The 22,627-nt window shown below is 50.1% G+C and carries 27 protein-coding genes; 26 read left to right on the forward strand and 1 reads right to left on the reverse strand.

From position 1 onward, the window contains the following. Positions 1-38 precede the first annotated feature (38 nt). Positions 39-1,820, forward strand: coding sequence for an Ig-like domain-containing protein (locus tag CUJ83_RS04765; protein ID WP_230741139.1), 1,782 nt, complete (start codon positions 39-41; stop codon positions 1,818-1,820). Positions 1,821-1,853: 33 nt separating this feature from the next. Here the strand turns inward: CUJ83_RS04765 and CUJ83_RS04770 are convergent, their stop codons facing one another. Next, the gene (locus CUJ83_RS04770; RefSeq protein ID WP_230741140.1) at positions 1,854-3,233 is read right to left on the reverse strand and encodes a deoxyribodipyrimidine photo-lyase; all 1,380 of its coding nucleotides are present in this window, start codon (positions 3,231-3,233) and stop codon (positions 1,854-1,856) included. Between the two features lie 152 nt (positions 3,234-3,385). Between CUJ83_RS04770 and CUJ83_RS04775 the strand changes: the two genes are divergently transcribed. From CUJ83_RS04775 to CUJ83_RS04895, 25 genes are all read left to right on the forward strand, one after another. Continuing rightward, positions 3,386-4,243, forward strand: a complete 858-nt coding sequence (locus CUJ83_RS04775; RefSeq protein ID WP_230741141.1) for a PHP domain-containing protein — start codon at positions 3,386-3,388, stop codon at positions 4,241-4,243. A gap of 26 nt (positions 4,244-4,269) precedes the next feature. Then, the gene (locus CUJ83_RS04780) at positions 4,270-4,593 is read left to right on the forward strand and encodes a NifB/NifX family molybdenum-iron cluster-binding protein (RefSeq protein ID WP_230741142.1); all 324 of its coding nucleotides are present in this window, start codon (positions 4,270-4,272) and stop codon (positions 4,591-4,593) included. A 582-nt stretch (positions 4,594-5,175) separates the two neighbouring features. Beyond that, complete coding sequence (locus tag CUJ83_RS04785) at positions 5,176-5,535, forward strand: NifB/NifX family molybdenum-iron cluster-binding protein (protein WP_230741143.1); 360 nt, start codon at positions 5,176-5,178, stop codon at positions 5,533-5,535. Positions 5,536-5,552: 17 nt separating this feature from the next. Then, positions 5,553-5,753, forward strand: a complete 201-nt coding sequence (locus tag CUJ83_RS04790; RefSeq protein WP_230741144.1) for a DUF5320 domain-containing protein — start codon at positions 5,553-5,555, stop codon at positions 5,751-5,753. 19 nt (positions 5,754-5,772) lie between these two features. Then, positions 5,773-6,630, forward strand: coding sequence for an ATP-binding protein (locus tag CUJ83_RS04795; RefSeq protein ID WP_230741145.1), 858 nt, complete (start codon positions 5,773-5,775; stop codon positions 6,628-6,630). Then, the gene (locus tag CUJ83_RS04800) at positions 6,627-7,517 is read left to right on the forward strand and encodes an ATP-binding protein (RefSeq protein WP_230741146.1); all 891 of its coding nucleotides are present in this window, start codon (positions 6,627-6,629) and stop codon (positions 7,515-7,517) included. Before CUJ83_RS04795 ends, CUJ83_RS04800 begins: the two co-directional genes overlap by 4 nt. Further along, positions 7,514-7,843 (forward strand): NifB/NifX family molybdenum-iron cluster-binding protein, encoded by a 330-nt coding sequence (locus CUJ83_RS04805; protein ID WP_230741147.1) that lies wholly within the window; start codon positions 7,514-7,516, stop codon positions 7,841-7,843. Before CUJ83_RS04800 ends, CUJ83_RS04805 begins: the two co-directional genes overlap by 4 nt. A gap of 33 nt (positions 7,844-7,876) precedes the next feature. Further along, entirely contained in the window at positions 7,877-8,272 is a 396-nt protein-coding gene (locus tag CUJ83_RS04810; RefSeq protein ID WP_230741148.1) for a DUF134 domain-containing protein, read from the forward strand. Between the two features lie 115 nt (positions 8,273-8,387). Continuing rightward, positions 8,388-8,585: a hypothetical protein gene (locus CUJ83_RS04815; protein WP_230741149.1), complete on the forward strand. Its 198-nt coding sequence runs from the start codon at positions 8,388-8,390 to the stop codon at positions 8,583-8,585. Between the two features lie 365 nt (positions 8,586-8,950). Beyond that, on the forward strand, positions 8,951-10,306 hold the full coding sequence (locus CUJ83_RS04820) for a phage tail sheath subtilisin-like domain-containing protein (protein ID WP_230741150.1): 1,356 nt from the start codon (positions 8,951-8,953) through the stop codon (positions 10,304-10,306). A 17-nt stretch (positions 10,307-10,323) separates the two neighbouring features. Beyond that, on the forward strand, positions 10,324-10,719 hold the full coding sequence (locus CUJ83_RS04825) for a hypothetical protein (protein ID WP_230741151.1): 396 nt from the start codon (positions 10,324-10,326) through the stop codon (positions 10,717-10,719). Between the two features lie 13 nt (positions 10,720-10,732). Continuing rightward, a complete protein-coding gene (locus CUJ83_RS04830) occupies positions 10,733-11,098 on the forward strand; it encodes a hypothetical protein (RefSeq protein WP_230741152.1) in 366 nt (121 codons plus the stop codon). Between the two features lie 8 nt (positions 11,099-11,106). Further along, positions 11,107-11,316, forward strand: coding sequence for a hypothetical protein (locus tag CUJ83_RS04835; protein WP_230741153.1), 210 nt, complete (start codon positions 11,107-11,109; stop codon positions 11,314-11,316). 6 nt (positions 11,317-11,322) lie between these two features. Further along, complete coding sequence (locus CUJ83_RS04840) at positions 11,323-12,828, forward strand: hypothetical protein (protein ID WP_230741154.1); 1,506 nt, start codon at positions 11,323-11,325, stop codon at positions 12,826-12,828. Beyond that, positions 12,828-13,541 (forward strand): carboxypeptidase regulatory-like domain-containing protein, encoded by a 714-nt coding sequence (locus tag CUJ83_RS04845; RefSeq protein WP_230741155.1) that lies wholly within the window; start codon positions 12,828-12,830, stop codon positions 13,539-13,541. Before CUJ83_RS04840 ends, CUJ83_RS04845 begins: the two co-directional genes overlap by 1 nt. A 24-nt stretch (positions 13,542-13,565) precedes the next feature. After that, entirely contained in the window at positions 13,566-15,674 is a 2,109-nt protein-coding gene (locus CUJ83_RS04850; RefSeq protein ID WP_230741156.1) for a phage late control D family protein, read from the forward strand. A 1-nt stretch (position 15,675) separates the two neighbouring features. Beyond that, the gene (locus tag CUJ83_RS04855) at positions 15,676-16,386 is read left to right on the forward strand and encodes a peptidoglycan-binding domain-containing protein (protein WP_230741157.1); all 711 of its coding nucleotides are present in this window, start codon (positions 15,676-15,678) and stop codon (positions 16,384-16,386) included. A gap of 8 nt (positions 16,387-16,394) precedes the next feature. Further along, a complete protein-coding gene (locus tag CUJ83_RS04860) occupies positions 16,395-17,015 on the forward strand; it encodes a hypothetical protein (protein ID WP_230741158.1) in 621 nt (206 codons plus the stop codon). Positions 17,016-17,026: 11 nt separating this feature from the next. Next, positions 17,027-18,070 carry a zinc dependent phospholipase C family protein gene (locus CUJ83_RS04865; protein WP_230741159.1) on the forward strand — a complete coding sequence of 348 codons (1,044 nt, stop codon included), beginning with the start codon at positions 17,027-17,029 and terminating at the stop codon, positions 18,068-18,070. An 18-nt stretch (positions 18,071-18,088) separates the two neighbouring features. After that, positions 18,089-18,502: a hypothetical protein gene (locus CUJ83_RS04870; protein WP_230741160.1), complete on the forward strand. Its 414-nt coding sequence runs from the start codon at positions 18,089-18,091 to the stop codon at positions 18,500-18,502. 9 nt (positions 18,503-18,511) lie between these two features. Then, positions 18,512-19,318 carry a phage baseplate assembly protein V gene (locus CUJ83_RS04875; protein WP_230741324.1) on the forward strand — a complete coding sequence of 269 codons (807 nt, stop codon included), beginning with the start codon at positions 18,512-18,514 and terminating at the stop codon, positions 19,316-19,318. Positions 19,319-19,326: 8 nt separating this feature from the next. After that, positions 19,327-19,710 (forward strand): PAAR domain-containing protein, encoded by a 384-nt coding sequence (locus CUJ83_RS04880; RefSeq protein WP_230741161.1) that lies wholly within the window; start codon positions 19,327-19,329, stop codon positions 19,708-19,710. A gap of 20 nt (positions 19,711-19,730) precedes the next feature. Then, positions 19,731-20,165, forward strand: coding sequence for a GPW/gp25 family protein (locus tag CUJ83_RS04885; protein ID WP_230741162.1), 435 nt, complete (start codon positions 19,731-19,733; stop codon positions 20,163-20,165). Further along, positions 20,165-21,706, forward strand: coding sequence for a baseplate J/gp47 family protein (locus CUJ83_RS04890; RefSeq protein ID WP_230741163.1), 1,542 nt, complete (start codon positions 20,165-20,167; stop codon positions 21,704-21,706). The genes CUJ83_RS04885 and CUJ83_RS04890 overlap by 1 nt, the downstream gene beginning before the upstream one ends. A gap of 4 nt (positions 21,707-21,710) precedes the next feature. Then, positions 21,711-22,619, forward strand: a complete 909-nt coding sequence (locus tag CUJ83_RS04895; RefSeq protein ID WP_230741164.1) for a hypothetical protein — start codon at positions 21,711-21,713, stop codon at positions 22,617-22,619. The last annotated feature ends 8 nt before the right edge of the window (positions 22,620-22,627 follow it).

Consider the following 22,627-nt stretch of genomic DNA (forward strand, 5'->3'; position numbering starts at 1 on the left):
TAGCTTATCATATAACTCTTGTGGGTTGGGGGTATTATATGGTCGGTAAAAACTTGAGGGTAACTTTATCAAGCTCAGTATCACGAAATCTTGTGCTTGCTGTCCGTTGTTTATTTTCGATGATGATCATAGCTTCGCTATTTAGCGCCAGCTTCATAGGATCAGTATCTGCACAGGCGATAAGTGTATCAGATACTGATATTAATATTCAGGGTTCGGTAACGCCGGCCGGTTCAATGAACGGTATGTCCGTATCCGGTGTAACGATATCCAACTCATCCAAGCCTTTTGCCTATGTCAGCGGTTATTATGACCATAATATCTATGTCATTGATTATATCACCGGTACTGTTATCGATACTATATCAGTCGGGTCGGACACATTTTGCATAGCTTTCCATCCTTCAGGAGAGTTTGCTTATGTTACTACTGACCGCAATATTCTGGTCATCCGTACCTCGGATCATTCTATTGTGAAGGATATACCGACGAGCTACCAGGGGAGAATGATCGCATTCAATCCCGGCGGAGAATATGCATATGTAACTAGCTATTTCTTCACTGGCGACTACTCAGACATCATTAGTACGTCGGACCATTCTATCGCCGCTCGAACAGATATTAAACTATACTCCAGCGGTGTTGCATTCCATCCCTCAGGAGAGTATGCATATATTACCGATTGGAACAATGACAGCGTATATATCATTCAAACTTCCGACCACAGTACAATAGGCTGTATACCGGGCATGTCAGACCCTTATAACGTCGCTTTTAGCAAGACCGGGAATGTCGCTTACGTTACTAACTATAATATCGGCATGGTCAGCGTCATTGATACCTCAACAAGTAGCGTTATCCATAATATTACGATACCTGGTTGCAATGGAACTAACGGGCTTGCAGTTGACCCTTCCGGCAATTTCATATATGTGACAGATAAAAGCATGGGGTACGGTCTATGGGTGATCGACACTTCTGACTATTCCATTGCTAAGAACCTGACAGTATGCCAGTCCCCGAGAAACCTGGCAATAGACCCGTCGGGCAAAGTGGCCTACGTCCCGTCCAGCATGAATAGCAGTATGTTCGTTATCGATACTTCCAGCCACTCGGTAGTTGATAGCGTTTATCTTGGATCAGGAGGTTCATGGCATGTTGCGTTCAATCCCGCCGGTGACTACTATCCGCCGGAAATATCTTCCACATATCCGTCAAAGGGGGCAGCGAACGTCGGGATCACCAGTGTCATAAAAGCCACTTTCAACGAACCTATCGACACCTCTATAATAAACGGCTCTACCCTCACCGTAGTTGACGATAACGGGAGCGTTGTTACAGGTAATGTTACATGTTCAGGAGCCGATGTGATATTTACTCCTACAAAACACCTGAACTATACTACAACATATACGGCGACCATAACCGGTGTGAAAGATCTTCTGGGATTTGAGTTCGAAGGCAAGTATTCCTGGTCTTTTTCCACAGGACAATATTATCCTCATGTGTCAGTAAAATGCCCGCCATCATCTGGTATTTCTTATATATTCGAGAATGGGGAGCTTGTCGACACTCTTACTAATAGCACGGCCTCCCCGACGCCTTCTCCGGTCCCGACTCCCGCGCCGACTGCACAGCCGACGATCGAGGCCACGGCTACCCCCGTACCTACGATGATACCTTCGTCCACGCCGGTAGCTACTCCTCCTGTACAGCCATCTGATATTGACAATGATGGCGGTATCTGGATGTGGATATTGTTGTTCGGAGTGGCCATATCGGCAATAAGTGCCTATTTCCTGCTGTTCAGGAAAAAATAAGACTTGAGCGGGCCGATCCCGCTCCTGTTTATTTTATGCGTATGCCTCCGCGTATTCTTTATACCCCGTCTTTTTAATGTACTCGTCCATGTCGAACTTTCTTCTCGCGCCGTCTGTGGTCATATATCTTAATTTTCCAATGACAGGCCTCTCCTTGAACGCCCTGTCATGCTTCCCGAAGCACCACATTATCCCGGCATAGCTGTTCGGGCACCTGCCGTCTATCTCATACTTATCGTTCAGGTAAAGCATACATTCGAGGGCTTTCTCAGGTGTCTTCGTCCATTCTATGATGCACTTGCCCCAGAGCATTCTCATGTATCCCGCCATCTTCCCGGTCCTGACCATCTCGAACTGGCATGCGTTCCATATTTCATCGTGCGTCTTTGAGCTTTCAAGCTCTTCAAGCGAATAGTCATATTCTCTTTTGTCTTTTCTGTGATCTTCGATAGTTTCCCTGGCCCAGTCGGGCAAAGACTCAAACGTCCTGTACTTTCTATCATAGAATGTGAAATTTTCGGCCAGTTCCCTTCTAACAAAAGCCTCTTCGATAAAAGCCTTAATTCCTTCTTTGTCTCCGCCGCTGTTCTTCACTTCATATACCATGCTCACCGGAGATATCTGTCCGAACCTCAGGTAGGGGCTCATGTTCGAAGTCGATTCTTTTTCGGGATGGTTCCTCTCTTCCGCGAAAATGTCCAGCTTATCGTCGATGAACTTTTGCAGGGTAAGCCATGCCTGCACCTCCCCGCCATGATACAGGGGAGACGGAGGCACTTTTTCAATGCCAAGTTTTTTCATGGTCCTGCTAATATCGATATTGTCCGTATCGCTTGATACCTCGACCTCTTTATGGTTTTTTAGATCGACCTTCTTTGCCGGCCTTAAATATTTTTCAAGCAGGTCCATAAGTTTCGGCCGGATCGTATATGCCGCATATTGTTCTCCCGGGATCTCTCTGACCGGCACGATCACATTGGAATCAACCTGATATAACGGTACCTTCAGCATTTGAGCTGCAGCATCCCGCCTGTCCCTGCCGTGATTAAGATGGGATTCGTCGGTCACTACGAGCGAAGCGTCACATTCCATCGATACTTCGGCAGCGTTCTCCATCGAGCTGCCGTGCCTTATGCAGAATGTCGCGCCTATGGTCTCAAGCCCGTTCGCAACGTCCTTGAGCCCTTCAAGCATAAAAGTGAAGTTACGCTCATTTGCGAGGGGTATCGAGGGATCGATAGAATAAAAGACCATTAGCGGCTGGTCCAGCGTATTCGCCCTTTCTACGGCAAGCTCCAGGGCAGGGTTATCCGATACACGCTGGCTCGACTGCATCCAGTACATGACACATTCGCCGTCATGCTCACTCACATTATTTAATTGCGTTATTCGTTTTTCAATGAGAGGATCCATGCATGAGTATCGTATCTTACGGCTTTTAATTTTTATAACGATTAGGGCGGAAGCCAATATTTTTAACGGATGTCTATATATTTTATAGGCAACGTATTATATTTCTTCTACTTCATCAATATACTAAAATATCAAAACAGGAAGACGCGCAGATGCTCATAGACACTCATACACATACGGACCTGAGCGACGGGCTTGAGGACACCGGGACCGTCCTATCAAAAGCAGCGGCCATGGGAATGGATATTATAAGCATCACCGACCATGACTGCATAAAGGCATACCCGAAAGCATTTACCATAGCGGAGAGCTACGGAATTCACATGGTGCCGGGCGTGGAGCTTACGACAAAGAACGAAAAGGGTTGTAACTGTATCCATATCGTCGGGCTGGGCATCGATACGGGCAGTGAAGTTTCCGCGGTGCTCGAAAAGATCACGAAGTCCTTCGAAGACTCGGAGTGGGGCTTTCTGGAAAACGTCAATAAGTTCATGTCGGAGAGACATCCCGGCTGGATACCCGCTACAAAAATAAAGCCCAGCGTGTTTCGAAATACTATCGAGAGCGCAAATCAGCAGGGCATAAATATCTCTGAAAAAGAGATGATGGACATCATATTCAACCCGGACCTGTGGGTGCCTATCGAGTTCGAGATAACGCTTGAGGACGCGGTCTCCTATATCAAGGATTGGGGCGGCGTGCCTGTCCTTGCACATCCCTTCGACTTCAGCAACGATGTCAACGTGGTCTTAAAGAGGTTTTTGGATGCCGGCGGAGAAGCCATAGAGGTCTGCAAATACAGATATAAGGCCAGGACAGAAATGCTGTCCACATTGCCCGTCACCGAGCTCGTTAAAAAAGAGCGGGAGATGAACCTCTGGACGATCGAGCAGGCAAAAAAGCACGGCCTCAAGATCACGATGGCCTCGGACCATCATGACGATACCCGCGTCATGGGCATGAACCCGGAAGAATATGGCATCGATATTATGTGGTTATACGACCTATGATATTGAAGGCACAGGAGTGAAAATACATGAAGATCTGCATACCGAAGGAAGGGGAAAACATTTCACAGCATTTCGGGCAATCACCCGAGTTCGCGATATTCACTATAGAGAACGGGGCAGTGATCAGTAAAGAAATACTGAAAAGCCCGGGGCATAACCCGCACATCCTGCCGGAGTTCCTCGCGGGACTTGGCGTCACCCACATAATAACCTGCGGAATGGGGAAAAAGATGCAGGAGATGTTCTTGCCTTTCAATATCACTGTCTATACAGGCGTGATCGGCAAGGTCGATGATACTATACAAAAATTCCTTGAAGGAAGCCTGTTTTTCGGACAGCAGCCTGTATAGGCCGTGCCGTCATGAAATACTCAACTTCTTTTCAAAACATTTTTACTTTTATATCAGGAACTTAACTAAAGATCAGTTATGGTCACCATCTTTTTGCCTTCTGCGCTCCCATGAAAAAGTTTTAGATGATCTTGACAAGACCTGGCTCATAATATCTATTTTTGGATCGAAGTTCTTGCGTTGTTCCTGTCGGATGGCAGGTAGACAACTAACCTCACAGAAACACGGAAACACAATTTTTTTTCGAATTCAAGGGCACGAAAACTCAAATGTTCTGTGAATAAGTTTTTGGTGTTTTTTGAGAACTTAAAAAATTCATATAAAAAATTTTTGTGTTTCTGTGTTTATGTGAGGTTAGTTGTCTACCTGCTATCCGACAGGAACAACACTAAAAAACTTCATCTTAAAAACCGGGAAGCACAATGCGTTTTTCTTCATTAAAACCCTGGCAGGAACCCGCTCATAAGAGATTTCATGGTGGAAAACCGTGTCGTTTGTTGCCTTCTTTCTCTGAGTGAACATTAAATTCTTTACTCTAACCAAAAAGTTTATCTATTTGTCGCATATGAGTAATATTTAGAAATGGAGCGTATACCAATGAGCATCTGTATAACAGCCATGGAAGATAACATCGACTGTAAAGTCGATCAGAGATTTGGCCGATGCAAGTATTTTATATTTGTCGACCCGGAGACGCTGAAATATGAAGCGATAAACAATCCCGCGCTCAGCGAATCGGGGGGCGTGGGGATCAAGGCGGCATCTGCCGTGCTAAAATACTCCCCTGAAGCTATCATAACCGGCCTGATCGGAGATAACGCGATCAAGGTCCTGCAGACCGCCAATGCCGGTGTTTATTCCTGTAAAGACGTCACGGTCAGGGAAGCCGTGGCACTGTACAAAGACGGAAAGCTGGAACGGCTTGATACTGCCAACAATTAAAAAAGGAGGACATAAAGATGCCAGGAAGAGATGGGACCGGGCCGATGGGAATCGGTCCAAGCGGAAGAAGGCTTGGTCCTTGCAGGGACCTGCCCGCAGATAAAGAGAAAAACACGACACCCGTCGAAAACGAGGGAAAGGCCCTTTTCGGCGTAGGACGCGGCGGCAAGCCGCGCGGTTGCGGTATGGGACGCTGCGGAGGCTGGAGAAGGGAATAAGCCCGCCAGGAGGAAAAGGATGCACATAGCTATAGCAAGCGGAAAGGGCGGCACTGGTAAATCTACCGTGGCCTCGAACATGGCGTTCGCCTTAAGTGAATCTGGATATGATGTCACTCTGGCGGACTGCGACGTTGAAGGCCCCAACCTTCACCTTTTCCTCCAGGGCGGAGAATATGATACGGAGGACGTCACCGTAAAAATTCCATTGATCGACAGGTCCCGGTGCACATATTGCGGTAAATGCGCAGAACTGTGTAAATTTAACGCCATATCATGTTTTCCGGGGCACATGCTCGTATTCCCTGAGCTATGCCATTCCTGCGGAGGATGTGTCATTGCCTGTCCTGAAAATGCAATAACTGAACAGGAGCGTAAGGTCGGAGCGATAAAAACGTCTTATCCGCCCTTATCCGGGAAGATCAAACTTATAACCGGTATCCTGAACGAAGGCGAGCATTCGTCGGTCCCCGTGATCGATCAGGTCAAAGAACGCCTGAAAGACGCGGACCTGGCCCTGATAGACGTGGCTCCAGGCACTTCATGCAACATGGTCGCAGGAGTGAGGGGATGTGATCACTGCATCCTTGTCACGGAGCCGACGCCTTTCGGACTTCATGACCTGAAGCTCGCTGTAGAAGTGTTAAGAGAGATGGGGATACCCTTCAGCATCATCATAAATAAAAGCCTTGGGGAAGACCGCATAATCGAGGACTACTGTAATGGGGAAGGCATAGAAGTGCTTGAAAAGATACCTTACGACGGAACAGTTGCAAAGCTTTACAGCATCGGTGTGCTGCCTGCCTCAAAAATGCCGGGGCTTTCAAAAATGTTCCTTTCTATGTTCGAACGGATAAAGGCCGGTGATAAGCAATGACCTTCCAGATCACAGTGGTCAGCGGCAAAGGCGGTACCGGCAAGACCACATTGACCGCATCCCTTGCATACCTGCTAAAGGATATCGTGGTGGCTGACTGTGATGTCGACGCCTCGAACCTGCACCTCCTCCTGGATCCCGTCGTGAAGGAAAAAAAGCCGTACTATGGCCATAAAATTTCCGCAGTCGACGAAGAGCTATGCACCGGATGCGGTCTTTGTGAAACGAATTGCAGGTTTGGAGCTATTAAAGTCGATGAAGGCCTTAAGGCTCACATAGACAGTATAGCATGCGAGGCATGCGGCGTATGCAGCTTTGTGTGCCCTGCCGGCGCGATAAAACTAGAAGACCGTCCGACAGGAGAAGTGTACATTTCCGATACGGATGTATGCCCTATGGTTCATGCCCGGCTTAATGCCGGCGAAGGCACCGCGGGTAAGCTTGTCACGATGGTGCGGGAAGAGGCCTGTAAGATCGCCGGCAAGGACGGCATGGTGCTGATAGACGGCCCTCCTGGCATAGGATGCCCTGTCATAGCGTCGGTGGCAGGAACTAACATAGCCGTGATAGTCATAGAGCCTACGGTGTCGGGTGTTAACGACTTTAACAGAGTCCTGAGCGTTGTAAATCGATTTAAGGTCAAGCCCTGTGTCTGCATAAACAAGTATGACCTTAACCTGCATTACACCGAATGCGTAGAGGGCTACTGTAAAGAGGCCGGGATCAGAGTTCTCGGAAGGGTGCCGTACGACAGGGAGGTCTATGACAGCATATGTGACGGCATCGTCCCGGTAAAAGGCGTACGCGATGAGATCAAAGCATATTACGTTAACATATTTGAAAATTTAAAAAGACTGATAGACGAGATAAGGAGTGAAAATAAATGAAAGTGTGTATACCAAAGGAAGGGTACTTAGTATCCCAGCATTTCGGGCATGTGCCCGAGTTCGCCATATTCACCATTGAGGATGGCAAGGTAATAACTAAAGAGATCATACCAAGCCCGGGCCATGAGCCGGGTGTCCTGCCCAGGCTGCTTTCCAGCCATGGAGTGACCCATGTGATCACAGGCGGAATGGGCAAAAAGGCACAGGACATGTTCGCCGAGCTTAACATAAAGGTATATCCCGGCGTATCCGGAACGATAGACGGGACCATTCAAAAATTCATTGACGGGACTCTGTCCTTCGGGCCGAACGTCTGCGACCACTAAATTATTATAAAAACCATACAGAGTATAAAAAAGATGAGAGAAAGAAAATGCGTTGGCAGGCCGAGGTCGAGCAGATACCTCTCGGGCAGCGATTTCAGGTGTATGATGCCTGCATGCCGTAGAGAGGGCGACATCAGGGCTGTCACTCTTTTACCCGAAGAAGTCGAGGCCTTAAAGCTTATCGACCTTCAAGACCTCGGGCAGGAAGAAGCGGCAGCAGTCATGGGCGTGTCGAGGAAGACCATCTGGAAGGATATTCACAGCGCCCGAAAAAAGATAGCTGATGCCATAATCAACGGGAAGGCCATCCGGATAGAAAAATGCGAGTCAGAGGATACCGAAACCTGCGGAATAGACATCTGTATGAAGAAATGCAGGGGCAGCAGATGCATCGATTCCGGATGCGCAGATCCTGAAGACCCGGAATAAGCTTTAGGTCCACTTTTTTGTTGACAGGTCGTTCAATCATCATTTGAAATATTCGAGATTTTTTTTGCCATTTTAAAAATACCTGTAGCCCGTAACTTCAATGGGGATGGTAAGTATGGTACACCATGAACATAAGCATGCTCCGGGATCACATCCTTCCGGGTACGTTCACCATGAAGCGGAATGCCCTTATTGCAGGTCAGGCGGTTTTAAGAGCAAAGACGAAGAGCTATCTGCCCTTGAAAAGTTCAAGCAGGAGCTCGGAGATCAGATCAAGGACATAGAGAGAAGGATGGACGAGCTAAAAAGATAATTTTTCCTGAATATTTTTTATTTTTATTAATATTTTTATAATTATATTTTTTTAATGAAAATTTTCCAAATATTTACTCATTATTAGTTTTTTAAAGTATCTTTATTTAGAATATATACAATAGTATATCAAAATATTTAGTAAACAACGAAAAAGCTTAATATCCTTATATTAGTTAAATTCATAGTAAAGATAATTTAACTATCAATTTAAAATATTTCAATAAATATATTAATATGGCCGAAATGGGTTGACGATCTTATTATCATCATTCAAACATGAATGGACCTGTTTTGGGAGGTATAATAGTAAAGTTTCCTTTGCAGGAAAAATAAGAATATGGTAAAAATTGGGAAGGTAGAGGAATGACAAGGATAATACCAGGCGTTGAGATACAGGTGATAAAGGAGATCGTGCCGCAACAGCTTAACCCGTCAGGGGTTGTAGCCATGATAGGCACGACTGAAAAGGGTGAGGTGCTGGAGCCGACCTACGTCAGCAGCTATAGCGAGTTCGTCAATAAGTTCGGTGCTGGCCAGGGATATACGGTCGTCAGGGATGTAAAACAGGCATTCCAGAATGGCGTGTTCCAGGTAGTGGTCGTGCCTATAAGCGGCATGAACAGCGAAAAAGCGTCCCTTATCCTTAAGGACAGAAAGGGCAGAGAGACCGTAAAGCTTACCGCCAGGAAATCCGGCGAGGAAGGCAACAACATCGCCGTGAAGATCGAATCCGAGCCCGAGTCAGAGCTGGTAAGGCTTTCGATAACTGACGGCGCGAACTTCGAGATATTCGAGAACGTCGTGATGGAGCCGACAGGCGAGCAATACCTCGTCGATAAGGTCAACGGAAGGTCCACTCTCGTCACGGCTACGGACCTTCGCTCATCTTCGAAGTTCCCGAACAACAATCCCGATAACATCGAGGATAAGCTCTCCGGAGGCAAATCCGGCGCAATATCAAAAGCAGACTACGAGGCTGCCCTTGATAAGCTGGAAGGCGAGCCGGACGTCGACATAGTGACGGCATGTGACGTCACCGACCCCGAGATACACGCGCTTATAGAAGCTCACTGCATGAAGATGAGCATCGATGCGAAGAACCGCATCGGCCTTGGAACCGTAGCATCTGGAGAAAGCATAAAGGATATCTGCGAGCGGACAAAAGTGATGGCCAGCGACAGGTTCGCGCTTGTGGCGCCGTACGGGAACCTTGGGGCCGTGGCCGGTCTCATAAGCAAATTAAACTATTATGAATCCCCGACTTTCAAGCCGCTTAGCGGTATCTCAAAGCTCGAGGCTAACTACACGCCGTCCGAACAAATGGAGCTGCTAAAGGCGGGCGTAATACCCATCGAGGCACAGAGGGGCAGAGGGATCGTCGTGGTCAAAGGAATATCGACCAGTAAAGAGCAGATAAGCGTGACAAGGATCGCCGACCACTCCGTGAGGGGCGTCAAGAACATAACCGATTTTTTCATAGGTACGCTTAACAGCCCCAGTGGCAGGAACGCGCTGAAGGGCAAGATCACCGAATTCCTGATGCAGATGGAAAGGGAAGGCTCGATCGTCCCGAGCACAGACGGAAAAGAGCCGGCATTCCTGCTGGACGTCTACAGCTCTGAGATGGACTTCGCGCAGGGTATAGTCCGCGTAAATCTCGCGGTGAGGCCGGTAAGGGCTATCGACTATATCTATGCGACGATCAAGGTTGAAGCATGAGGGGAGGAGAGGTTTAAATGGCAATATCCATATGGTCCGCGACGGACAGCAAGGTACTTATTGATTCCACTGAGGTCGAGGGCCTTCAGTCTTTAGAATATAAGGTGAACAGGAGCAGGAGCGATATCATCGCAGTGGGGAAGGACGTCAGGCAGGGCGTGGAGTATGGCGTGAAAGTCATAACCGGGACCCTGAAAGTTAAGTCTTCATGTCCCGCGCTGGACCAGAAGCTCAACCAGAAAGAGGTAGAGCAGTCAAAGTTCACGGTATCCGCGCAGCTAAAGAAAGGCAGCACACAGAAGACCGTGAGCTTCCAGGACTGCTACCTGGACGGAAGGGAGTTCTCGATAGACGTTAACGGTGTGGGTATATCGATATATACGTTCACCGCGACGGACATCCAGGAATCGTAGGAGCATCTTTTGAATGAAGAAGCTCACTAAAGAGGACGTACTCAAGGGTAAAGAGATGCGCGAGACCGTCCACGTCGATGCATACGATGCCGACGTGGTCATCCGGCCCCTTACCGACGGCGAGCTTAGCGAAGTGTTCTCCATTATCGGCAGCGTCCCTCTTAAGGACGACGGCACCCCTGATACGGGGAAAGTGGACGTCACAAAAAATTTTAGGGCGCTAAGGCTTGCCACTTCCATGGGGCTCGTGGAGCCGAGACTGACCGTGGAAGAGGTCGCCGATATGAAGTTCGGCGTTCCCGAGTTTATCGGGACGAAGGTGCTCGAGGTCAGCGGCATAGTCCCCGGAGTCTCGGCTAAAAAAAAAGAATTGAAATAGAGCGATTCGTGGAATCTCCCGAAGGACAGGAACTGGCGGCCTTATGCCTGGATTACGGGTATAAGCTCGCCGCCGCACCTACTGACCTTACCCGGCCCCAGATAAATTTTCTCGTAGCGGCACTGGTCAACAGGCTTGAGAAGGTGGCAGTGGCAAGGTCTGATGAATCGGGGGCCACGACGTTCATATTCTCTGACGACGCGGATCTTGACGAATAGGGCCCTATGACAGCCATAGACACTCTCCTGGAAGAAGCCTGCAGGTTAGACTTGTTCAGCCATAGCGATGTCTTTCCCGCGATGGCGGAGGTAGAGGATACTATCCGGTCTCTTCTCGAAGATGCGCTTTACCTAAACGAACAGCTTTCAGGCATGGTATTTCCGCTTGTGGAGTTCAGGATGCCGATGCCCGAAGCCGCGGAAGAAGAGCCATTATCCGGAAAGGATATGCCCGCATCTTCTCAGGCTTATGACCAGAGCGTCAACATAGGCTCTATAAACATAAACTCGACGGCGATGAGCGTACGGGAGTCGCTGCAAAAGTTCGAAAGCCAGACATCCGGCATCACATCTATTTTCTCCGGGCATGAGTCCGAACCCGATATTTTGAAGTCAGGCATCGAGAGCCTTACGGAACGGTATCATGAGTTATTGATAAAAGCCGAAAATGTCGAAGGCATCGATAAGATACGGGAAACAGGGTCTGCAGAGAGCCGGATTAACGCCTCAGAAATAATGAACGCCAGGGCGGTCAGCGAGGAGCTTAAGCAGTCCGCGGCGATGATCAGCGAGCTGGAAGCCGTCAGGAACAAAGTAATGGAAAGCTCGGTTGATAGCGCTATTACAGAGATCGCACGGAAAGTCCTGGATGAAAAAAGCATCTTCACAGGCGAACATACGGCATCGGAAATATCCCGGGCATTTAGCGAGGAGGTTTCCAGAAGTGCCGCCCATTCGTCTATCAGCTCCGGAAAAAGCATCGATGTCCCGGCATTCGTCCCGAGGAGAAAGACTTCAGGGCCGCCGGAAGAAGCGTCCATGAATGCCGCCAGGCTAAATGAGGCGATAGCGTCGTCACAGCGTATCGATACAGGGTACAGGAGCCATCTTGTAGATGAGCGTATACAGAAGACCGAGATCTCAGGTACAAAGCTACAGCAGCCGATGTCAATAAAGCCGATCTCCGGCACGATGAGCGCCATGTACAGCTACATGGCTGAAATATCAAAGCTCAACGAGTTGAGAGAGACTGCCATGTTCTCTGAAAATGAGATCATTTCCGGCATGGCTTTTAATCCTGTGGCCGAGATGCTGAGCGCGGGATCCGAGTCTATACGCCTTATCGATAATATGGTGCCCATATACGGTAATATCCCCGGGGGCGAAACGGCGAACGGGATCTCTCTAATGATAGCCGCGTCAGGAGCGCTGCAGGCCGCAGGCTCACCGGATATAAACAGCATCACTATGATGGCGCCGTATTACCGGTCGGAAAGTAAAGAGTTTTCACTCACGACAGCGCCGCGTGCCATGGACACTGTTTTACAAATGATACAGGGGACATCCGGGCTCTCTCGGCCCGAGCAGGCGGCAAGGACATCCAATTTCTATAGCACTTTTAACATCACGGTCAACGTGAAGAGCGGAAATGACGAGAACGAGCTGAGAGAACTGGGTAAAAAGATCGGCGTCATACTCTCTGAAGAGCTAAAGCGATACGGAGGCATATAATGAACATAGAGCTGGACGGCATCTCTCTTATCAAGGCCGGCGAAAGCGAATCCGGCCGCCAGATGGAGGTCAGGAGCGTATCGAACATCAGCACGAGCGACAGCCGCAGCATCGTAGAGCATAAGGTGCCCGGCATGGAAGGCAGCGTTTTCCAGAACCTCGGCAGGGCCGCCGTCCGGATATCTTTCGACGGGGCTTTTCAGGGTAAAAACGCGAAAAGCCTGCTTGAGGCGATCCGTTCAAAGTTCAAACAGGGAACAGCACTGCCGTTCACATCCGACGTCTCGGGTTCCGCGGACGTTACGAAAGTGATAATAGAGGACCTTAAGATCCAGGATGTGGCAGGAATCCAGGGAAAATACTCTTACTCCATAATCCTGAGGGAATACAAAGAGCCGCCTCCGGAACCCACCACTCCCCCTTCGCAGGATGATCAGGCGGAGGAATGGGCAGAAAAAAAGGCTGAAGAGATCGCCGATTCAATAAACGTCGTCGCAGGCCGTGTGCTGGATCCGGACGGTAACCCGAAAAAGGGGGCCGGCGTATTACTAAAAAGCGATGACGGCGAATACAACGCGGAAACAGACGAAGAAGGAAAGTACAGGTTCGAGAACATGCCGCCAGGAAAATACATGATCACCGTCAACGCCGAAGGCTACGAAGGCCTTGAGCGGGAACTCACGGTAGGCAAGAAAGAAAAAGAGGGGACATAGAGCCTCTTTTGAAGCGTGAAAGAAATGCAGAGTCCGGCATATAAGGTAAAGATCGGGTCAGCGACCTATGATTCGTCCCGGCTGAGAGAGATCATCAGCATCTACGTAGACCTGGATATGGACGTGCCGCTGGACCGGTTCAAGATCACGCTCATGAAGGACTCTAAGAGCAGTTCCATTAAAAAAGGCGACCCCGTGCAGATAGAGCTTGGCTATGACGGGGCATTGAATAAAGTGCTGACAGGGACTGTCAACACGGTGGAACCAAAGATCAGCGAGGTCATAGTCAGCGGGTTCAGCCTGATGTCGCTTCTTACGGACGCGAAAATCAACCAGGTATATGAAAACCAGTCTGCCGGCGCGATGGTTAAAGACATGGCAGGAAGGGCGGGACTTGCGGTAAAGGAAGCCTCTGACGGGATAAGCTTTCCCATGTACTCGATAGACGACTCAAAAAACGTTTACACTCATATCCATGAGCTTGCGCAGCTTTGCGGGTTCGACCTGTACCTGACTGGCGACGGAAAGCTCGTCTTCAAAAAATACGAGAGGAAAACACCCCGGCCGTTCAAGTACGGCAGAGACGTCCTGGAAGCGGAAGCGAACGAGCTTACTCCTCCTGCGACTTCGGTCAAGGTATACGGGGAGAGCCCTTCAAGCTTCAAAGGCGCTAACACGTCCCATTTAAAGTCAAAAAAGGTCGTCGAAGGCATCGCCGGGAACGGCGGCACGGTATTGACAATGGAAGATGCCCGGATACGGGATAAGGACACCGCGGATAAGGTGGCTGTAGCTAAGCTCGAGTCGCTGATGACGCCTTTAAAAGGCACTATCCGGTCTCTGGGCAATACGCGTGTCGCGCCTGGCGATACAATAGAGATAAAAGAAATGCCCGACAGCCGCATCAACGGAGAGTTCGAGGTCCGGAGCATGAGCCATATCTTCAGTGGTGCAGAGGGGCTTATCACCACTGCGGGATGGATAAAGAAGGTGTCTATCTCCCCGTCCGAGCCCGCGCTCATGTCGCCGCCTGCCGTACCCGCTCCTCCGAAGCCGCCCTCGCCTCTTGAGGAAGAGCTGAAAAAAGCACAGGGCGCGATGGAAGAAAGCCGCCTTAAGCTGATGGACGCCGTAGAGTCGGGTGAGGCCGCTCTGGAAGGAATGCTCGCAGAGATCAACAATGCAATATCCGAGATGGATAAGCGTGCGGAAGAGATGATCAAGGCCGCGGAGGAAGCTAAGAACACTGCGCTGGAGGCGGCGCGAGAAGCCCTCAAGAAAGCCGATGAGCTAAAGAAGGAGCTTGAGGCCCAGAAGAAAAAGATACAGGACGCCATCGATGAAAAAATGAAAAAGTTCGAGGAGTACAAGAAAGAGGCGATGGCACAGGCGGATAAATATGCTGGCGAGCTAACGAAGCTAAAGGAAGAAGGTAAGAAGCTGGCGGACCAGGCATCGGCTAAAGTCGAAGATGTAAAGAAAAAAGTGGCCGAGAAACAAAAGGAGCTCGAGGACGCCCTGAACAAGGCGAAGGAAAAAATGGATGAGACCATCAGGCAGGCCAGGGACAAAAAGAAGGAACTGGAAGACGCGAAGGGGTCCGTCACCGGGGAAGTTGAGGGCGTCGGCGTTGCTGATAAAGCGAAGATACCTGACATGGAGAAGGAGATAGGGCGCCTGGAAAAAGAGGCTGAGGACCTGAAAAAGGAGATCGACGAGAAGCAGAAGGCCATAGAGGATGTCGTAAGCGGCGTCAGCGAAAAGGCGGAAGAGATCGAAAAAGAGGTCCGGGAAAAGATAGCAGATATCGATAATAAGGTCAAAGAGATCGAGGGCAAGGCAGAGGAAGTGAAGAAAGGCATCGACGACGCGGAAAAAGAACTGAAGGGATACGTCGACGAGGCCAAAAAGAACCTCGATGAGATCACCAAAGAGATACAGGAACAGATAGACGAAGCGAAAAAGATGGCCGAAGACATCGTCAAAGAGGCCGAAGAGAAGTATTCGCAGTCGGTGAAGAAGGCCGAGGAAGCAAAGAAAGAGGCTATGACATCCCTGGAGAAGGTCAAGAAGTCATATAACGAGGCCAGGGATAAAGTGATCGAGGCGAAGAAGATGGCGGGGCTGGAATAAAATGACTGAAGGTTCAGGCGGGGAGACGACCGAGAAAAAAGAGGTCAAGGAATATACCGTGCCCGATATAATGCCCGGGGGCATCGAGAGAGTAAGGCTGGTCGACGGGAGCTGGGACCCTATAGCTGACAGGCCGTATAAGTATTCTGCCGATAACGGCGGGACTGTCGGGGAAGGTAATTCGGACAGCGACGGGTACATTAAGGAAAAAGGTATCGTGCCCGGGGGAAAACAGGTCACTTTAACGCCGGGGGAGAGCGCCGAAGAAGGAAAAGACCAGGAGATGCCTAAAGTTAACCCGGGACCGATCCCCGATGATAAGCTGCTCGAGCTAAAGAATCAGAGCGACGGCGGCAAAGGCCCGGTGAAAAAGATGGATAACCGCAAGGAACTTGTCGAGCACGTCCAGCACATGCTGATAGCGCTGGGGTATGACCTGGGCGACTACGGCCCGGATAAGAACGGCGTCGACGGAGACTTTGGGGATGCGACTGAGAAGGCGGTAAAAGACTTCCAGGAGAAACATAAGGACTGGGAGGGAAACGCGCTGGTCGTGGATGGACTGGTGGGACCGAGGACAGGAAATGCTCTGAACAGGGCACTTGTAGGCGTATGGTATGAAAAATACGAGACGCCCCGGGATCTGACGGGTGACGTAAAGCTTGTGACATTGACCAGGAAGATGGCGGAAAGCGAGGGAGTCAGCTTTTAGGTGATAATATGGGCGACGGAATAAAGCGAGTGATAATGCAGGTGAACGACCCGGGAAAGGTGTCCCCGAAGAAGCCGCCTGAAAAAAAGGACGAGCCGTCATCTAAAATATCTGTCAAGGTGGATATGGGCGACCTTGACCGGACGGAAGAGGCCATGGCCATGGTGCTGCGTGAGTACCGCCAGAGGCCGGGCCCGGACAGCTCGCCGTTCAGTGAAAGCTGGGAGCCCGACAAGAGCATAGACATAAAAAATTCCAATAACGGTAAGACCATAGAATATTCCGCGGAGATACCGTCACACAGGGAGGCCGGCATAAAACCCTCCCGCAGCAACGTCCTGAAGTCTTTAAACAGCCTTGAGAAAGACCCGGCTTTGCACGCGACGGAGGAACAGGCTCTCATGACCTACATATACCGCGACGGGGAAAGCACGCTGAATAAAGAGGATTTTGAAAAGGTCTTCGGCGCGGGGAACGATAAGTACAAAAAGTTCGAAGAGTTCGAGACAGACCTTAAGACAAGAAAGATACGGCCGGGATGCAACGAGATAATCGTGTCAATGGACAGTGACGGAAAGATCCTGAAATGCATAATGGACGGGTTCGAGGTCCCGTTCAAAAATCAATAGGGGAGAACATCATGCCTGCGGTATTGGGACATTTCCTTGTGTTCAGAGAGACGGCGCTTGCGCTTATAGACGAGTATGGCGAGGAGGCTGCAAAGGTACTCAGGGTCGAGCCTAAGTACGAGAGAAAGATGGACCCTAAGACGGACGACTCAAAGATGTTCCCGTCGCCATATAGGGGTAAATCCGACGGCGGCCTGACAAAATACGGGTACATAGGGTCTTGCGGGCCGGACATATGCTACATGCATAACAGGATCATGCATAAAGGCGAGAGCAGGTGGGCCGACCTTACGCACTATCATAACTCAGGCAGGTTCGTAGCATATCTTGTGGACCTTGCAAAGACACATAAGGACAGCGATCTGGGCCTGAGGATCATGGCCTTTACGATAGGCTATATCACCCACATAATGGCGGACGCTATAGTCCATCCTTATGTCAACACGTTCGCGGGGGCTTATCATCACCAGGTCGCCAGCAAGGAGGCGCACCAGACTATCGAAGTGAACATGGACTCCTGGATGGCGAAGCACTACTACGGGCTCAAGGACATCACCACTACGGGCATATCCCATAGCTGGTCCGACTACGTCGACGACTCCAACTGGATCGGGAAAGCTTCCGATCGCGCGAAGGAGTTCTTCAAGGAGATCAACGAGGTCTTCATGTCTACGTACGGCGAGTACCCGGACGGCAAGAATGCCGCTGACGGACTGGAATATCTTCTGGTCTCTTACTATAATTTCTGGAGCTTTGTGCTCGACATCGGCTACGATACTGCCCTCGGCCCGGTTCCCACGAACCCTAACCCGGGCATGGTCACCCGCTTCCGCCAGGAGAATTATCCTTCGTATCTTTTCAAGGCGAAAAAGGCGGCCGTAGAGGCTTGCATAAAAGCCCTTGACTACTGGAGCGGAAAAGCCGGGCGCGACGACCTTCTTGAATACATGGGGAACTGGAACCTTGATACGGGGTATCGGATAAAGGTGTCCTCAGAGGGAGGGCAGCTATGTATTAAGTACGAGCATTCATGGGCGGTCTACGATGTGCCATAAGACGGCGGAGGGAACTAAATGGGTGATAAGCTGGAAGATATAAAATCAGGGATAAACGCCGCTAAAGACGCATACGGCTCTGCAAAGGAAAAGATCGTCTCTCCCGTAGAACAGAAAAAAGCGCAGGCCGAAGAGGCCAAAATGAAGGCCATGCAGCCTTTCGAGATAATGAAGCAAAAAAAGGACCAGGCAAAAGCGGCGATGGACGCGTCAAAACAGAAGGTGGAGGCGGCGAATAAGATCGTCGAGAATAAGGACCTTATGTTCAAGCAGGGCTCTGATGACGTAAAAAGTGCAATGAAAAACGCCAGGTCAAGCTCTGATAAGATCAAGAGCGGCATAGAGGACAGGCAGCGGGAGTACCAGGCTAACAGCGACCTTGTCAGGTCTCTTATAGAAAAGATAGAATCACAGGCCAGGGGAGGCAAATAGTTGAGCGCGGTGGAAGTCATCAAAAAGATAGCCGAAGATGAGGCAAAAAAGATTCATACTCTGGAGCTAGGCGTAGTCACATCTATTTACCCCCACTCAAGCGATAGCGACTATGATAATTATGAGTGTAACGTGAAGCTGAAGAACAGGGAGCTTGAGCTTAGAAGAGTCCCTGTAGCCACCCAGCATATCGGCTTTACCAGCGTGCCTAACGTGGGCGACTTTGTCATAATCGGTTTTGTCAAGGGGAACATTAACGCTCCGATAGTCCTCGGCAGGCTGTACAACGATGAAAACAGGCCTCCTGTAAATGATGCAGGTGAGATAATATACGAGTCCCCTGATGATAAAAAGCAGGGCGTCAGGAGGCTTAACATGAAGTTCCCTAACGGCATCGTCCTTACTATCACGGATGACGGGCTTAAGGCCGAAGTCGGGAAGTCCGTTGTCACCATAAAGACGGACGGGGACATCACTATAGAGTCCAACGCAAAGCTGGTCGTCAATTCCAGCGGGAACACGACGATCACGGCCGGCGGCGACATGGAGCTTAAGGCAAAGAACATAAAAATGGATAGCAAAGAAGGCATCAACATCATCGCCGCAAAGAGCCTTTCAGTGACCTCGGGAGAAGCGACCGATATGACTGTCGGTAAAAGCCTCGCGATCACTACCGGCGAGGCCCTGGACATCACTTCCGGTACTAACATAAGCACAATGTCAGGATCATCGACAGAAATAACGGCGGGCTCTACCGCAAAGGTGCAGGCAGCGGCGAAGGTGGACATAAAGGGCGCACTGGTCAATATTAACTAGGTGGTATCATGGGACTTCCTGCGGCGAAACTCGGAGATAAGATAGTGGCGATGGATACGCACATCATCATTACTCCATCGGGCGCGCCGAGCCCGGTCACATTGCCGTTCAACGGCACAATAAACGGTAACGTCAGCCCGAACGTTATGATCGAGGGCAAGCCGGCAGCCACTGTAGGCAGCACGGCAATGAACATCCCGGTCCATATACCGCCCGGAGGTAGCTTTTCAAAGCCTCCGATGAACATGGGCACGATACAGATCGGAAGCGCAACTGTAATGATAAACGGAAAACCGGCCGCACGGGCAGGGGATACTGCCCTGACGTGTAACGACCCTGTAGACCTCCCGGTCGGAAAAGTGGTCGCTGCAGGCACGGTAATGATCGGATGACCGGTAAAAGAGGTATGAGGATGGATGAAGAACTATACGGAAACGATCTTAAACTAATGGTCGAGACCAGGCCCGATTTCGTAGGGCCCGGCGCGGACCTGACGGCCAGCAAGAAAGGGGACCTGGAGATCACAAGGGGCCGTGAGAACCTCGGACAGGCCCTGATGCACCGGCTTCTTACGAGAAAAGGCGAGCTGGCAAGCCTCGGTCATCCATATTATGGCTCGCGGCTGCATGAACTTATAGGGGAGCCGAACAACGAGACGACGAGGGAACTGATAAGGCTGTACGCGAAGGAATGTATCATGGAGGAGCCCCGTGTCAGGGACATCGTCAGCCTGAGCGTGGGCATGACAGATTATCCGGGTGCCGTGATGCTTGACATAACGGTCGTTCCCATAAAGAGCAGCGTCCCGATGAACCTTGTACTTCCCTTCTACCTGGAGGTGGGATAATGACGTTCGTGAGAAAATCTTACACCGAGATAACCGACTCGATACTATCACAGATCACCAGGGGAGTGGTGAACGAAAAGCAAGATTATGTGCGAAACAGGTCAAAATACAGGCTTGCGTATCCCAACGTGTATGACATCGTGAAGATAGAAGGCATCGTGAAAGGCGCAGCTTTCGTGTTCCGGAAAGGCACCGACTATAAGCTTGGAGATAACATGGTGGAATGGCTGGGCGGCGGCGAAAAACCGGACCACGGAACTCCTTTCTTTGTAAACTATATGATGGATGCGCCTGGAGGCATCACCGATATTAATCCCGGCAGCGTGACGCGCACAATTATAGAATCGGTCGCGATGGAACTGGACTATCTTTACGCGCAGATGAACCAGGTCTATAATTCCGCGTTCATCGATACGGCTAACGGCAAATCGCTGGACATGGTCGCGGCGCTGCTCGGAGTAAACCGCAAGATGGCGGGGTACGCTACCGGCGAGGTTACGTTCGGAAGGAAAAGCGAGCCCGCAACTATAGAGGTGTCGAGGGAGACGCACGTCTATGACGGCAAAGACAGGTACGAGCTGAAAAACCCCATGTTAAAGGCCGTAAAAAGCGTCGAAGGCACACTGGAAGGAGCTAATGCGGGATTTGAGCAGGGTAAGGACTATTTGATCTCGGAAGGGAAGCTTATCTGGATCCCGGCGGGCAAAAAACCCGACAAAGGCTCAGTGTTTTACGTTGATTATGCTGCCTATGAGACCATAACGATACCAATAGACACCCGCGTTTCGACCTATTCAAGAAGGCCTGAAAATGTGAAGGTGTTCAGGACAGTAGAGCAGTCGGTGCTTACAAGGAACGCAGAGGGCAGGTGGGAGGTCGAGGTGCCCGTCATGGCGCTTACGCCCGGTAAAGAGGGCAACGTTTTCGCAGGCTCGATCAATATGATGCCAAAGCCGCTCGTGGGCATAGAATACGTGATCAATAAGAAGGACATATTGAACGGGACCGAGGCCGAAAATGATAACGAGCTCAGGGAGCGGGCTAAGAGGGCGCTGGAGATGGCCGGTAAAGCCACCATAAAATCCCTTAAATCCGCGGTACAGGGCATAGAGGGAGTAACCGGCAACGTGGTCGTGATAGACCAGCCCGACGGAGTCCCCGGCATCGTGCAGATAATCGCCAGCGGAGGCGACGAAGAAGAGATAGAGAAGGTCATAGGAGAGACAAGGTCCGCCGGAATAAAGGTAGAGTTCAAGCGCCCGATCATCATACCGCTTGATGTAAAGCTCACCATCGTCGTCGTCGAGAACGTCGACCGCAACGAGGTCAAGAATGAAGTGGAAAGCATCATAAGGCAATACCTGGGCGGCCTTGAGATAGGCGAGGACGTCATAATGAGCAGGATAATAAAGGCTGCGTTAAGCCCGCGCGGCATCAGGGACGCAAGAGATGTTACGATAAATGATAAAAAGGAGAATATCGACGTGATGCCTCACGAAAAAGGCGAACTCAGGACGCTCGAGATATATGTGGAGGACTAGATAGATGTCCAGCGCCGAGAAGATATCGTCAAGGCTTCCGCATTTCTACGTGCACTGGGATAAAGAGTCCCTGATATCGAACACTGTCGATTCTATCGGAAAGAGGCTGGACGAGTCAGAAAAAGAATTTATCGCAATAATGCGCTGCCACTGGGTCGATACGGCAGGCGGCACGGACCTGGACAGGCTTGGCGCTATCTTCAGGATAGGGAGGAACGATGGCGAGCCGGATAATGATTACCGGGGAAGGCTAAAGGCCGCGGTCATCAGCTACAAGGGAGGCGGGACCATAGGTGCGATCAAGACAATTGTCAGAGTGACACTGGGGCTGCCTCAAGACTACCCTGTCGAAATTATCGAGAACCCTCCCGTAGCTTTAAACAAGACATGGAATGTGAGGGCAGGCAAAGAATGGACAGTGAATCCAAGGAACATCAATGATACGGTGCCTGTGATCACGATTAAAGTGGAGACTGAGAACGCGAGGATCAGCGACCCTACCATAACTAATGTCACGACAGGCGAATCGATAACCTTCACCGGCGACATGCACCATGGCGACATTTTGAGAATAAGCGACGGAGTCGCGACGCTCAACGGGAGTGATGAAACGCCGAGGCTATCCACGACTAAGATGCCTTCCCTGCCGCGCAGGAGGACGACATGGAAATATACGGAAGCGGTGGGCGCGAACATAGGTGTGTTCGACAGCACGAAATTTGACGAGTCAGTCTTTGCCATAGACATAATCTCATCAGTAACATTTGAGTGGGTGGCTGACCAGCCGGCTACCTTTGAGCTTCGCGTGCCTGAGCATATATTAATGAAGGCAGGCATGAGGAAGGATTATTTACAGGAGATGCTGGAATCGGTGAAAGCAAGCGGCGTAAAAGCCGAAGTAAAGGTGATTTGATGTATTTT

Source organism: Methanooceanicella nereidis (genome assembly GCF_021023085.1).
Lineage (GTDB): Archaea > Halobacteriota > Methanocellia > Methanocellales > Methanocellaceae > Methanooceanicella > Methanooceanicella nereidis.